Below are 13,708 nucleotides of genomic sequence, written 5' to 3'. Positions count from 1 at the left end.
AACATTTCAGCACGACCATGCCTGACGCACAATCCATCTTTATACTTCAGATAAGCAGGAATTGGCAGATTTTCTTGCCGACAGGGCAAGCGCCAGGGGTGCAGGCAAGCTAGCGTACCAGCTCCACCGGGAAGGCGCCACGCAGGGCATTGCACAACATGATCTGCTCTGCTGCCAGCAGGTCGTCCATGCCCAGGCTTTGCTCGGTCAGCTGATAACGTTTGTCTTCCAGCAGCGCGGCGCGCATGACGCCGGGTAATACACCATCTGCCAGCGGCGGTGTCAGCCATTTTCCATGCAATTTAAGCAATATCGTGCTGCGTCCGCCTTCGCTGATTTTTCCGTGTTCATTAAAAAACAACATATCAAAAGCACCTTGCTGCTCAGCGGCCTGCCAGGCGTCATCATATTGCTGGCGCAAACTGGTTTTGTGTCTCAGAAACAGGTTCTGGCTGGTACTGATCGCTTTTGCCAGCATCAGCTTGGGCATGGCCGGTAAAGGGCTCAGTGGCGCTGTGCGGATGTCCAGCTCCCCGTCAGGCTTCAGTGCCAGGCGCAGCCGGTGAGGCGTAAGTTCTGGCAGGCTGTCGCATATCTGCCCCAGTTTGCACAGTATCTGCTCTTTATTCCAGGTAAAACCAAAATAGCGGGCAGACTCTTGCAGACGATGCAAATGTCGCCCCAGGTAGCGGCAGCCCTCTTCCCGTGTTGCATGCATGGTTTCAAACAGTTCGAACTGGGGTAACAGGCCCGTCAGGAAGCGGGCTTTCAACTGGCATTCGGCAAATTCTTCCTGCGCCACACTGTCATGAACAATGCCAGCCCCCACGCCGAGAACAGCCTGGCGCAAACCGGCGATTTGCTGATCTGGGGCAAGCTGGGCTTCCGCTTTCAGCTGCAAGGTACGTATGGGGACAGACAGGCAAAAGTCTCCCAATACACCGGGCTGTGCAGGCGGATCAAACCAGCCTATGGCACCGGTGTACAGGCCACGCGGTTCAATTTCCAGCTCTCGAATGATTTCCATGGTGCGGCGTTTGGGCGCGCCAGTGATGGAGCCACATGGGAACAGGGCAGTCAGAATCTCGCCCAGCCCCAGGCCATCCTGCAATTGTGCCTCTATCGTCGAGGTCATCTGTAGCACACTGGAAAAACGTGTCACTTCAAACAGCTTGGGGACTTTGACCGTACCGGTTTTGGCGATACGTCCAAGGTCATTGCGCAGAAGGTCGACGATCATCAGGTTTTCTGCACGATTTTTTGTGTCGGCCTGCAATTCTGCTGCCAGACGTTGATCCTGATCCGCAACGCCGGTGGCAGCGGCTGTGCCTTTCATGGGCCTGGCCAACAGCTTGCCTTGTTGCTGGCGCACGAACAGTTCTGGTGACAGTGAAAGAATGGCTTCGCCATCCGGCAGGCAAATCAACGCACCATAGGGTACGGGCTGGCGCTGGCGCAGACGCCGGTACAGCGCCAGGGGCGTGCCATAGGTTTCAAAATGCAGGCGATAGGTGAAATTCACCTGATAGGTGTCGCCCGCCGCAATATATTCCCTGACGCGATTGATGCCGGTTTCAAAGTCAGTCACATCAACATTCGCACGCAGATTGGCAATACCGGCAATATCAGCCATGCCGTCTGTTGTCGTTTGAGCGTGCAAGTCTGTCAACGCTTCAAGAAAGGTCTGGACCTGCCCGCTATCGAGCAGGTGGCAGGAACGAAACAGCAGGATACGTGACAGCGGCGGTGTTTCTCGCGCCGCTATCCCTTGCAGTTGTGCACCACTTTCATAGTCAAGCAGGGACAAGGCATAACAACCTTGCTGCAAGGCATTTTCTGCATTCTTCCAGAATACCGGCCAGTCTTCAGCAGAGCGGCATTCCAGCATGGCTTGCAAATCACAGTACAGGCGTGATTGTGTCGCATCGGCATGAGCATCATCAAGCAGGGCAAAGCAGTCCCCGGGCTGGGGTAGAGGAAAATTCAACACCGGATTGTTGGAAAAATCTGACACGCGTATTCAGGCAAACAGGAAGATGTGCCGCAGTTTACCCGCAGATGCCGGAATCTGCATACCCGGGTAAAGAAAGTATGCATAAAAGCGCGGGCAATTGAATCACGGCATTTTTTCATGACATCATTCAGGCACAAAGGTATAGTCGCTGCATATTGGTCACCATTGATGACTTATTGATCCACTATTGATACACAATAGCTCATTACCGAAGCAGTTCCCACAAATCTTCATGCAAAATACATATTTCAGATTACCTATGGCAAGACGGATTTTCCGTCATAACTTGTTCGGCATGTCGGTGGCGATGCTGGCAGCCTTGCTGCTGGGGCTGGTATTGTCTTTTTGTCTGATGTACAAGAATCTGCATAATGAAGCCATGTACAAGGCCGAAACACTGGCCGGCAATATGGCTGATGCCATGATTGCCAGTGATGCCAGGCAATTGCAAAGCCTGCTGCTCAATGCTACCGGCACACCGGATATACAGGCCGCCACCATCTATGACAAGACCGGGCAGCCCATATTAGCCTGGAGTGCCCAGGGGCAATTGATCAAGACCAGTGGCATCGTATCAACCACCTTGCAGAGGCATGGCACGCTGGAACTGCATATCAGCCAGCTGCTGGCGATTGCCCCTATCCTGAGTGGCACCACCGTGATCGGACAAGTGCAACTGCAGATCAGTGCCTGGCCCATGTATCAGCATATCCTGCTGTATCTGCTGATTGCCGGTTTCATCTTTGCCTTTATCACCGCCGCAGCGACTTACTGGCTGACCAACCGGCAATTACGCTCCATGCATACCATCATGGATTTAAGTGTCGTCGCAGAAAAAGTCGCCACCCTGGGTGATTATAGTCTGCGTGCACCACAAGACCTTGAGCATGAGTTTGGCAGCCTCAACATGCATTTCAACCTGATGCTGGCGCGCATGGAAGCCTGGGAAAACGACATGCAAAGCGAAGCGCGTGAGAGACGCGAAGCCGACAGCCGCCTGGCCATACTCAATAATCATGACAGTCTGACCAAACTGCCAAACCGGCATTATTTCCACAGGCTGCTCAGCAACTGCCTGGAAGATGCGGTTGCCAACAATGAGCTGGCCGCCCTGATGTTCATCGATCTTGATCATTTCAAGGGCCTGAACGAAACCTTTGGCTATGATGCCGGTGACCTGATACTGTCCACCATGGCCAACCGCCTGTGTGGTGTATTGCGCAGCACCGATACCCTATGCCGCGTCGATGGTGATGAATTTGCTGCCATCATGCCCAGGGTAGGCAGTATAGAAGTCGTACAGAACCTGGCGGACCGCCTGGTGCAGGCTATCAACCAGCCGATGACCCTGCGCGGCCAGCAGATACTGCTCAGCGCCAGCATAGGCATAGCCTGCTGTCCGCTGCATGCCAAAGAACAGCGGTTGTTCCTGCATAATGCCGACATCGCCCTGAAAGCCGCCAAGGCTGGTGGACGCAATACCTGGCGGCTCTATAGCAAGGACTTGCCCAAGACTTCACAAGCTGTGCAACTGAGTATTTGAAACTTTACGAGTCAGGCAAAGTGATCAGACAAGTACAATCAAACAGTTTAGTAAGCAATATGCAGGCGGCGATACAAAAAGCTCAGCACAAACAAAGGGCCTATCAGCAAGAAGCGCAGGTCTTCAAAAAATGAAGGTTTCTTGCCTTCTATCTTGTGACCGATGAACTGGCCTATCCAGGCAACCACAAAAATCCCCAGGGAAATCTGCCACATCAGATGCTGTGGCAATTGCGACAATATCCATAGCATCGTACCCGACATCGCCAGCATGCCAAAAGCAAACGGCACCGACAGAGTGATGTAATACAGCAGGGAAATCACGGTCGTCGCCAGCGCCGCCAGCGGGTGCACTGCCCAGATCATGCCCAGAAATGACAGGACGATCACCGGCACGCAGACGAAGTGAATAAGCTCATTGGTGGGGTTGAGGTGGCTTTCGCTGTATTTCGCCAGAAGTTGCTCTATTGGTCTTTGCTTTGCCTGCTCCATGACATATCTCCTTGGGTGTTGTTATACCCTCAGATTAATTCATGCCGACTGGTCCTGCTTGAACGCAATCGCCATTCTTTGTAATTCTGACGGTGGTACCCCCATCATGTTGCGAAAGGTGCGGCTCATGTGCGCCAGGTCGGCAAAGCCGGAAGCATGGGCGGCTGCCGTCATATTATTGCCGGCTGCTACACTGGCTACCGCGTCCACCATGCGTGACCATAGCAGGTAACGTGACAGGGACATGCCGGTTTGCTGACGAAACAGATGAGTGAAGCGGCTTTCGGACAGGTGCACCAATCTGGCCAGGTTTTCGCCATTACAGTCCAGGCCGCGGCTTGCTGCAATTTGCTCAAGCACGGTTGTTATCCTGCCATCCAGTGCAGGTTTAAGCTGGCTTTCGGGCAATGCGCAAGACAGCCAGGTGTGCCGCAACTGCGTGGCCACCGCCATGTCCAGCATCTGATGCCGTCCATCCTGCAAGCTGTCTGCCATGCGCTGAAAAGCAGGCACCCCGGCAAAAGCCGCTGGCACTGCAGTACAGTCGGCATTAAGCATTTCCGGCATTTCCACGAACAGATGGGCAAGCAGGCCGCCGTCGCTGTCTATCTGGTGGGCCTGGTGCGGTGCAAAACAGGCGCTGCGTGTGACTTCCCATGGCTGGTCTGTCTGGAGACGGACTCGGAATGGCCGCTGCAAGCCATAAGTCAGTTGCAGGGCAAAATGTGTGTGCAGACTGGAATCGATGCCTGGCGAAATCACCAGTGCTGACCCGCGCCACAAGAATAAACGTCCAGGTTGTTGAGCTAGCTTCATTGATTGCTACAGCCCCAGTTTGCGCAAATGGCTATGATGCGCCAGGACCCGGATAAGCGCAAATCAAGGCAACTTTTACGACAGCGGAATGTAACAGTCCGCTAACGCAACAACAAAGCGATATGCATGGCAGCCTGTTCGGTAGGCAGCAGTTTGAAACCGGTCTTGGCAAAACGCAGCCAGCGCCCCATGACAAAACTGCACAGGAGGCTGGCCCTGGCCTGTGCTTCTTCTTCAGCAAAATGCCCCTGGCTTGCCGCCAGACGCAGGGACTGACGAAAGGCCATTTCCAGTCTTTCTGCGAGTTGATTCATGCGCAGTTGCAGGCGTTCATCTTCATTGACCAGGGCATCACCTATCAATACGCGCGTCATGCCAGGATTGCGCTCGGCAAAATTGAGCAGCATGTTGATGATGGACTGCGCCTGCACCAGGCCATCCTCCTGACTTTCATTGATCTGGTTGATCAGGCCGAAGATGGAAGCTTCGATGAACTCTATGAGCCCTTCAAACATCTGAGCCTTGCTGGCAAAATGACGGTACAGGGCAGCCTCGGACACGGCCACTTTGGCAGCCAGGGCTGCGGTCGTGACTTTCTCACCTTTGGGATGCTCAAGCATCGCCGCCAGCGTCTGGAGTATCTGTAATTTGCGTTCGCCGGGTTTGGTGCTGGCCATAGTCTCAAGAATAGGAAGAAAAAATAAGTGCGGGCATAAATTGATCGCGTACGCGGCGAGATTGTAAAGACCGTGCCGCTACTGCGCAATCCCTGTATCAGGCCATTTGCCGCTGCAGAAACCCGGATCTCAGGAGCACAGACGATGAAGCTGGCCGGCGAGCTGCAAGACCGACTGCACTTTTACATCGGCACAGGCCGCCGCCCTTTTGCGCTGATGGGCAGGAGTATACCCTGTGACCCAGACTGTGCGCAGCCCTTCTTGCTTGGCAGCAAGTAAATTATCTATGCTGTCTTCGACCAGTATGCAGTCACCCGCCTGCACGCCATAACTGGCCAGCAGTTTGCGCAGGTAGGGGCGCGACGGTTTGGGCTGCAATTGCCCGTGTACACGCATGGCCTCCACCGGGATGTGCGCATCAAAATGTTTGTGCAAACCCATGTGCCTGAGCACCTTGCCTGAGTATGCTCGTGGTGCATTCGTCAACAATATTTTCTTGCCCGGCAGTCGGTCCAGTAGTTTTTTCAAGCCGCGCTCGTAACGTATCATGCTGCTGAGGTCATGGAAATCATGGACCTCATGCAGGAATTCGTCGGCGCTGACACCATGATGCCTGACCATGCCCAGCATGGTGACGCCATAGCGCTGATAATATTCCTGTCGGATGGCGTTCACGGTATCGGCATCTGCCGGTGTCTCACCATCACCGAGCACACGTGCCAGGAAGGCGTTCATGTTGCGGTTGATGGCGGGAAAAATCGCATGTGAAGCATTGTGCAGCGTGTTGTCCAGATCAAACAGCCACAAGGGTGCGGAACGTCTTTGCATCAGGCAGCAGCTCCGCTATTCAAACCCTGCTCCATCAATGACTGCGTATCATGGTACCGAAAGCCTGCTCGGTCAGCACTTCCAGCAACAGCGAATGTTCGATACGGCCATCAATGATGTGTACGGTGTTCACGCCAGACTTGGCAGCATCAAGTGCCGATGAAATTTTTGGCAACATGCCGCCAGAGATCGTGCCATCGGCAAACATTTCATCAATCTCGCGCGCCGACAGGTCGGTCACCAGGTTGCCCTGTTTATCAAGTACGCCAGGAATATTGGTCATCATGATCAGCTTTTCAGCTTTCAGGATCTCAGCAATCTTGCCGGCGACCAGATCAGCATTGATGTTGTAAGCCTGACCATCTTCACCAAAACCAATAGGAGAGATGATCGGGATGAACGCATCGTCCTGCAAAGCCTTGACCACGGCAGGATTGATCGCATCGATTTCACCGACATAACCGATATCGAGCATTTCGCCCGGGTTTTCTCGGTCCGGCATCATCATCTTGCGGGCGCGGATCAGACCGCCGTCCTTGCCGGTAAGACCGACTGCCTGGCCGCCGTAGTGATTGATTAACATTACGATATCCTGCTGGACTTCGCCACCGAGCACCCATTCCACCACTTCCATGGTTTCTTCGTCGGTAATACGCATGCCCTGGATGAAGGTACCCTGTTTGCCCATTTTCTTGAGTGCATTGTCAATTTGCGGACCACCGCCATGAACTACCACAGGGTTCATGCCGACCAGCTTGAGCAAAATGACATCGCGGGCAAAACCGTGTTTCAGGCGCTCTTCTGTCATGGCATTGCCGCCGTATTTGACGACGATGGTCTTGCCATGGAATTTACGGATATAAGGCAGGGCTTCCGCCAGGATCTCGGCCTTGATTGCCGGCTCCACGCCTGCCAGTCTGTCCTGGTGTTCAGCAGTTTCTGCCGGGTTTGCGTTCAAATCACTCATAATGACGGTGTCCAGAAGGTATCATATAGGGGGTTACTTCAGCTAACCCGAATTTTACAGGATTTGCAGCGAAAGCTTTTTCAATTCAGCACGAGACTTATGACATCGATCACAGATTTGCACCTAGAACTGGAAAACCTGCGTCCCGGCCTGTTTCGCTTTGCACAATTGCAATTACGGAATGAATCTGCGGCCGAAGATGCTGTGCAGGAAGCCCTGCTCGCCGTGCTGGAAAAGCCTGACAGTTTTGCAGGCAACTCTTCCTTGCGCACCTATGTCACGGGCATCCTGAAGTTCAAGATCATCGACCATCTGCGTTCCCTGAAACGTGAAAAACCGCTGGAAATCAGCGATGACGAATCCGAAGATGACTTGATAGACAGTTTATTCAATGCCAACGGTCATGTGATCAATGTCCCGACAGCATGGGGTGCGCCGGAAGCCACTTTGCAGCAAAAGGATTTTTTTCGTGTCCTTGAGCTTTGTCTGGAAAATCTGCCAACAAAAACTGCCAGGGTGTTCATGATGCGCGAATGGCTGGAACTGGAAACCGAAGAAATCTGTAAGGAATTGGAACTGACTACGTCTAATCTTTGGGTAGTACTGTATCGTGCACGACTGCGGTTACGTGAATGCCTGGATCTGAACTGGTTTGGCAGGCAATGTAGCTAAAGGGGAAATATGAGTATCTTTATCGTTTGCAAACAGGCACATCAGCTTATCTCCGAAGGCCTGGATCGTCCACTCCGTGCGTCTGAACGCGCGCAATTAAAAATGCACCTGGCGATCTGTCGCGCCTGTACCGGCTTTAACGGTCAGATGTCATTTTTGCGCAAGGCTATGCAGCAAACGGCCCGTGAAGGCTTGCCGGCACAGAACAATCAGCAGCGCGGCAAGCACGAGGACAATCCATGAGCATCTGCCCGCGCTGTCAGACAGAATTTACCTGCGCCATGGCGGACAATACCGGCCAGGCCTGCTGGTGCACGGCCCTGCCACCGATATCTTTTGCCAATCTGCCAGGTGGTGAATTGAAATCAGAGGCGCTTTGCTTCTGCCCGCACTGTCTGCCTGTCTGGAAAGCCGAACGCGAAGCGTTGAACAATGCCGCCGACAACACCAGTCCGGTAATTCAGTTACCATAAGCTTTTTACATCCCGGTTTATAGCATGTCCAACGATACGCCCCTTGCTTATAAAGCTGTCAACATCCCCGTCTCGCAACGCATACGTGAACGCATCACTGCCAGCAACACGCGTTTTCATGCGAATGACAATATCGCCCGTTTCATCGAAGCTGGCGAACTTGATGAATTACAGGCCGAAGTTGAACAAAAAATGCGCGCCGTGCTGGAAAGTCTGGTCATCGATACCGACAGCGATCACAATACCCAGGACACGGGCCGTCGTGTCGCCAAGATGTTTTTGCATGAAGTCTTCAAGGGCCGTTATGTGCCCATGCCTTCTGTCACCGAATTCCCGAATGCTTCGCACCTCAATGAATTGATGATCATCGGCCCGATAACGGTGCGCAGCGCCTGTTCACATCACCTCTGCCCGATTATCGGCAAGGTCTGGATAGGTGTGATGCCCAATGAGCACTCCAACCTGATCGGCCTGTCCAAATATGCACGCATCGCCGAATGGGTGATGAGCCGCCCGCAGATTCAGGAAGAGGCAGTTGTGCAACTGGCCGATGCCCTGCAAGAAAAAATGCAGCCCGATGGACTGGCCGTGGTGATGGAAGCCGACCACTTCTGCATGCACTGGCGCGGTGTGAAAGACATGGATGCTGCCATGATTAACAGCGTGATGCACGGTTCCTTCCTCAAGGATGCGAATCTGCGTCGTGAATTTTTATCTCTGATCAAACGCTAACCGGGATAGACCATGCTAGTCCGCCTACTTTATGCCAGCCGTGCCGTCGACGATAAAATCTGTGATGTCGTGCAGGCCATCGTCAACCAGTCACGGTCCCACAATCCCGCCCATGGCATCACTGGTGTGCTGTGCCACAGTGATCAGGTATTCATGCAGGTTCTCGAAGGCGGGCGGGAAGCGGTCAATACCCTGTATGGCCAGATCCTGCGTGACACGCGGCACACTGATGTCATCCTGCTCGACTATGAAGAAATACTTGAGCGCCGCTATGCAGGCTGGACCATGGGGCAAGCCAATATGAGCAAGATCAATCCATCGATACTGCTCAAGTATTCGCCCTTGCCTGTGCTCGACCCGCATGGCATGCCAGGCAAGACCCTGCTGGCCCTGATTGATGAACTAATGGCGACGGCATCGATAGTCGGTCGCACCTGAGCACGCACCTGAACACTATAGGCGCAAGCACAGACAGGCTGACGGCAGCTCAACTTGTGTACGTTGCTGATACCTGATCTGGTACCGGAGCATCAATCGCGGCGCAGATACCGCGTAACAGGTCCGCTGATTCAGGCTGCATTTTTTCTGCCGGAGCGGCCATTAACGCCGCCAGCAAACCACGTATCAAAAAAGGCTTGGCCAGCGGCGCCAGTTGATTCAGCCTCAACAACGCCTGCCGTACGGCAGAGAAATCCAGACTGTCGGCAGCGTGCAAATCTGCTGTCGTCAACCCCAGTTCAGGCACACTCATCGCAGCCCTTTGAAAGGCAGACAGTATAGCCTCGCTGTCTGTTTGCGTATGTGCAGCAAGCGAAAACAGCAATACTGTTTCCGCCCGCAATGCAGACAAGCTGCCAAAGCTGATGGGAACAACCCGCCCCGCCCTGACGCCGAGGCGCCTTTCCAGCACGGTTTGCAACACAAATTCTGCTTGCGTCACGCGCTGGTCGGCCGCGATCAAACGACTGACCAGCCCCAGTAATTGCGCCTTCTGTGCAGCATCGAGCAGGCGCAGGGCTGGCATTGCCATATCCAGCATGGGCAGGCGCATGCTGCGCGGCATGGCCTCCACTTCTGACAACAGCGCTTCTGCGAGCACAGCCTGAGCCGGTGCCGCCTGCTGCAATAACTGTAATTGCAAGGCATAGGGGCCAGCCTGTTGGCGATCAAGCAGCAATGCATAGACCAGGGAACAGGCGCCAGAGGTGTCACGTGCAGCCTGTCTGATGGCCGCTCCCAATGCCGGGGCTATGGCTGGTATTTGCGGTACATCTACGCTCATCGGCAGACCCGTATCGGCAAATCTGTCGGTCGTCCCCATGACAGGCTGCACAGGTACTCCCTGCCCGGAGCTGGCCACACCAAACTGACCAGGCATCGCATTGCCGTAACCGAAACCACTGGCATCTGTGTCTGTCGGGTCTGGCACAGATTCACGTGCGGCAGAGACTTCGATGAAAGGCATGCTTTTTCCATAAACACGGCGCAACCTCTCTTGCAATGGGGGATGGGTGGCAAACAGGCCTGACATCAGACTGACTTTGGCCGCACCAAGGAACATATGGGAAAACTGCTCGGCCCTGGGATGTTCTATACGTGAACCACATTCATTCACCCGACTCAAGCCGCCTATCTTGCGCAAGGCGCCGCCTATACCGTCCGGGTTACGGGTAAACTGTACGGCACTGGCATCGGCCAGGAACTCACGCTGGCGTGATACTGCCGATTTGATCAGACGACCAAAGAATATGCCTACATAACCAATGACAAACAAGGCAACACCGAACACCAGCATGATCAATTGCACCGGTGGTCCCTTGTCATTACGGCTACGAGAACCGCCAAAACGCGACCCCCAGTACAGCAATTCCTGGCCCAAACTTGCCAGCATCTGTATGCCAAACAGGATTCCAATCAGCTTAATATTCATGCGCATGTCGCCATTCAGTATATGGCTGAACTCGTGCCCGATGACACCCTGCAGTTCATCACGACTGAGACGGTTCAGGGTGCCACGGGTGACGGCGACTACCGCTTCGTTCTGGTGATAACCGGCAGCGAACGCATTGATGGCCTCTTCATGATCAAGGATATACACATGAGGGCAGGCAATGCCGGCGGCCAGCGCCATTTCTTCGACAATATTAAGCAGGCGACGTTCTTGCAGGTCCTGTGATGCCGGCATCACCAGGCGACCACCGGCCATTTGTGCAACAGCATCACCACCGTCACGCAGGCGGTACATTTCATACAGTGTCCCGCTGCCGATGAACAACAGGGTGGCTGCCGTACAATAAAAAAAATAGATGGGCGGATAATCGCGCAGGGTAAAAAAACGTCCGCCAAATCCCCACAACCATAGACCAGCCGCAGCAGCATTGACTGCCAGGACGATCGCTATCACCGCCAGAAAAAACAGCAGCAATAATTTTTTGCTCTCGCGATGGGCCTGGTCCTGTTGTTCAAAAAAATTCATGGGGCAAATTAACTGTCTGGCCCGATCAGAACGTTACCTTGACTGCCTTGCGTTCTTCGGCCGATTCGGTTGCCTGCAATAGCTCGCCCATACGGAAGCCAAACATGTTGGCAATCAACGAACCGGGAAATTGCTCTATACCGGTGTTGTATTGCATGATGCTATCGTTATACGCCTGGCGGGCAAAGGCTATCTTGTTTTCGGTACCGGTCAGCTCTTCTGTCAGTTGCATCATGTTCTGATTGGCCTTCAGGTCCGGGTAAGCTTCTGACAAGGCAAACATTTTGCCCAGTGAAGCCGTCAGCGTACCTTCTGCTGCCGCCAGTTGCTGGACTGCGGCGGCATCTGCCGGATCTGAGCCAGCCTTGCTGCTGGCCAGTACGGCAGTGTTGCGGGCGGTAATCACGGCTTCAAGGGTTTCGCGCTCATGCTTCATGTAACCCTTGGCGACTTCGACCAGATTCGGGATCAGGTCGTAGCGCCGCTTGAGTTGCACGTCGATTTGCGAAAACGCATTCTTGAAGCGATTACGCAGGCTGACCAGACGATTATAAACACCGACGACCCAGAACCCGATGACAACGATGATAATTAAAAAAACGATCAATGCAATCATGATTTCTCCAGAAAAAACAAGACCGACAATTTGTCGGTCTTGCTGGTTTAATTTTTACTATTAATTATCACTATTGTTTGTCTGCTTGCTTGGCGTCCTCTGATATTCCTTTAATTCAGCCTCGCTGATATATTCAAATACTTTCACTACCTTGCGCACGCCGCTGATGCTGCTGGTCAGGTCGGCAGCACGGCTTCCTTCGCCTTGCGTGACACGGCCCATCAGGTAGACCACACCGGCTTCAGTGACAACCTTGAAAGCATTGGCGGAAACATCCTTGGCGTCGACAAAAGTGGCCTTGACCTTGGTGGTCAACAGGGCGTCGTTGGAGCGTGAGGACAGATCAGAAGCCTGAGCAATCATTAATTCATTGGTCACTGAAACCACGCCGTCTATCGCGCGCATTTCACGTTCTGCAGCCTGCTTGGCATTTTCATCGACCACTTCACCTGTCAACAGGACGCGACGGTTGAAAGAGTTCACGTCAACGTGACCATTTTTTCCCAGCAGGCGCGAAACACGGGTTTCACCTTTGATGACGATCGCCTTGTCATCGGTTTGCGCCCCAAAAGTACGACGGTCGGTTGCGGCAAAAGTACCTATCACCGCGCTCCCCACCACCATCTCCACACAGCCTTGCAGGCTCAGTGCCGTTGCGCAGCACAGGCCTATTATTGCCACAGGTCTGGTCAGCTTGCTCCAGGATTTCTTTATCATTCTGCATCACCTCCGAATAATGCGGCATCTATGCCGTCACACAAACAGTGTATGGTCAACAAATGAACCTCCTGTATGCGAGCAGTCCTGTCATGCGGTACGCATATGTGGACATCAACGTCGCTCAGCAGGTTCGCAATTTCCCCCCCTCCTTTGCCAGTCAGCGCGACGACACGCATGTCGCGCTCCAGGGCGGCATTGATGGCATTCACCACGCTGACTGAATTGCCGGATGTCGACAAAGCCAGCAGGATATCGCCAGACTGGCCAAATGCCTGCACCTGCTTGGCAAATACTTCCTGAAAACTATAGTCATTGGCGACAGCGGTCAGAATGGAGGTATCGGTCGTCAGCGCCATGGCAGGCAAGGGCAGGCGCTCACGTTCAAAACGTCCTACCAGCTCGGCGGCAAAATGCTGGCAATCGGCAGCCGATCCACCATTCCCGCAGGCAAGTATCTTGTTACCATTAGACAGTGCCGAGAACATCAGTTCCACGGCTTGCGAAATAGGCTCGGCCAGTTCGGTCGCAGCCCGCATTTTGAGTTCGGCACTTTCCTGGAAGTGCGCAAGTATGCGTTGATTTGTCATAATGCTTGCTTAGTGAAGATGCCACAGATTATACGGTAGCCCGGGCCTGACCTGACAAAATCAGGCAGATATGGCTCAGATATCAGGCTGTTCCCC

General features: G+C 53.7%; 16 protein-coding genes. 6 read left to right on the top strand and 10 right to left on the bottom strand.

Translation table 11 applies throughout. The features are described from left to right. Positions 1–109 precede the first annotated feature (109 nt). Positions 110–2,014: an aminodeoxychorismate synthase component I gene (gene pabB / locus LZ463_RS18820; protein WP_241457362.1), complete on the bottom strand. Its 1,905-nt coding sequence runs from the start codon at positions 2,012–2,014 to the stop codon at positions 110–112. A gap of 259 nt (positions 2,015–2,273) precedes the next feature. Between pabB and LZ463_RS18815 the strand changes: the two genes are divergently transcribed. Continuing rightward, positions 2,274–3,557, top strand: a complete 1,284-nt coding sequence (locus LZ463_RS18815) for a sensor domain-containing diguanylate cyclase (RefSeq protein ID WP_241457361.1) — start codon at positions 2,274–2,276, stop codon at positions 3,555–3,557. 47 nt (positions 3,558–3,604) lie between these two features. Here LZ463_RS18815 and LZ463_RS18810 read toward each other — a convergent pair whose 3' ends face one another. The 5 genes from LZ463_RS18810 to argB form a co-directional block, all read right to left on the bottom strand. Then, positions 3,605–4,048: an Mpo1 family 2-hydroxy fatty acid dioxygenase gene (locus LZ463_RS18810; RefSeq protein WP_241457360.1), complete on the bottom strand. Its 444-nt coding sequence runs from the start codon at positions 4,046–4,048 to the stop codon at positions 3,605–3,607. Between the two features lie 39 nt (positions 4,049–4,087). Then, the gene (locus tag LZ463_RS18805; RefSeq protein WP_241457359.1) at positions 4,088–4,864 is read right to left on the bottom strand and encodes a helix-turn-helix transcriptional regulator; all 777 of its coding nucleotides are present in this window, start codon (positions 4,862–4,864) and stop codon (positions 4,088–4,090) included. Between the two features lie 101 nt (positions 4,865–4,965). Further along, positions 4,966–5,541, bottom strand: coding sequence for a nucleoid occlusion factor SlmA (slmA, locus tag LZ463_RS18800; RefSeq protein WP_241457358.1), 576 nt, complete (start codon positions 5,539–5,541; stop codon positions 4,966–4,968). A gap of 129 nt (positions 5,542–5,670) precedes the next feature. Next, the gene (locus LZ463_RS18795; RefSeq protein ID WP_241457357.1) at positions 5,671–6,369 is read right to left on the bottom strand and encodes a pyrimidine 5'-nucleotidase; all 699 of its coding nucleotides are present in this window, start codon (positions 6,367–6,369) and stop codon (positions 5,671–5,673) included. 34 nt (positions 6,370–6,403) lie between these two features. Next, on the bottom strand, positions 6,404–7,336 hold the full coding sequence (gene argB / locus LZ463_RS18790; protein ID WP_241457356.1) for an acetylglutamate kinase: 933 nt from the start codon (positions 7,334–7,336) through the stop codon (positions 6,404–6,406). A 99-nt stretch (positions 7,337–7,435) separates the two neighbouring features. On the opposite strand from argB, the gene LZ463_RS18785 reads away from it, so the two are divergent. Genes LZ463_RS18785 through LZ463_RS18765 form a run of 5 tightly spaced genes read left to right on the top strand, consistent with a single transcriptional unit; the run spans position 7,436 to position 9,651 of the window. Next, positions 7,436–8,008 carry a sigma-70 family RNA polymerase sigma factor gene (locus LZ463_RS18785; protein ID WP_241457355.1) on the top strand — a complete coding sequence of 191 codons (573 nt, stop codon included), beginning with the start codon at positions 7,436–7,438 and terminating at the stop codon, positions 8,006–8,008. 9 nt (positions 8,009–8,017) lie between these two features. Beyond that, positions 8,018–8,251 carry a zf-HC2 domain-containing protein gene (locus tag LZ463_RS18780; protein ID WP_241457354.1) on the top strand — a complete coding sequence of 78 codons (234 nt, stop codon included), beginning with the start codon at positions 8,018–8,020 and terminating at the stop codon, positions 8,249–8,251. Then, a complete protein-coding gene (locus LZ463_RS18775) occupies positions 8,248–8,481 on the top strand; it encodes a cysteine-rich CWC family protein (protein WP_241457353.1) in 234 nt (77 codons plus the stop codon). The genes LZ463_RS18780 and LZ463_RS18775 overlap by 4 nt, the downstream gene beginning before the upstream one ends. Before the next feature lie 24 nt (positions 8,482–8,505). Continuing rightward, a complete protein-coding gene (gene folE, locus LZ463_RS18770) occupies positions 8,506–9,213 on the top strand; it encodes a GTP cyclohydrolase I (RefSeq protein WP_241457352.1) in 708 nt (235 codons plus the stop codon). Positions 9,214–9,225: 12 nt separating this feature from the next. After that, positions 9,226–9,651, top strand: coding sequence for a BLUF domain-containing protein (locus tag LZ463_RS18765; protein WP_241457351.1), 426 nt, complete (start codon positions 9,226–9,228; stop codon positions 9,649–9,651). A gap of 49 nt (positions 9,652–9,700) precedes the next feature. Here the strand turns inward: LZ463_RS18765 and LZ463_RS18760 are convergent, their stop codons facing one another. From LZ463_RS18760 to LZ463_RS18745, 4 genes are read right to left on the bottom strand one after another with little or no spacing between them, the layout of a single operon-like run. Then, positions 9,701–11,689, bottom strand: coding sequence for a M48 family metallopeptidase (locus LZ463_RS18760; protein ID WP_241457350.1), 1,989 nt, complete (start codon positions 11,687–11,689; stop codon positions 9,701–9,703). A 25-nt stretch (positions 11,690–11,714) separates the two neighbouring features. Further along, complete coding sequence (locus LZ463_RS18755) at positions 11,715–12,305, bottom strand: LemA family protein (RefSeq protein WP_241457349.1); 591 nt, start codon at positions 12,303–12,305, stop codon at positions 11,715–11,717. A gap of 60 nt (positions 12,306–12,365) precedes the next feature. Next, positions 12,366–13,022 (bottom strand): BON domain-containing protein, encoded by a 657-nt coding sequence (locus tag LZ463_RS18750; protein WP_241457348.1) that lies wholly within the window; start codon positions 13,020–13,022, stop codon positions 12,366–12,368. Next, on the bottom strand, positions 13,019–13,612 hold the full coding sequence (locus LZ463_RS18745) for a phosphoheptose isomerase (protein WP_241457347.1): 594 nt from the start codon (positions 13,610–13,612) through the stop codon (positions 13,019–13,021). The genes LZ463_RS18750 and LZ463_RS18745 overlap by 4 nt, the downstream gene beginning before the upstream one ends. Positions 13,613–13,708: the final 96 nt, after the last annotated feature.

The sequence above is a fragment of the Undibacterium paludis genome, assembly GCF_022568815.1.
Lineage (GTDB): Bacteria > Pseudomonadota > Gammaproteobacteria > Burkholderiales > Burkholderiaceae_D > Undibacterium.
The sequence above is the reverse complement of the archived record's forward strand: the minus strand, read 5'-3'. Positions and strand labels throughout refer to the sequence as shown.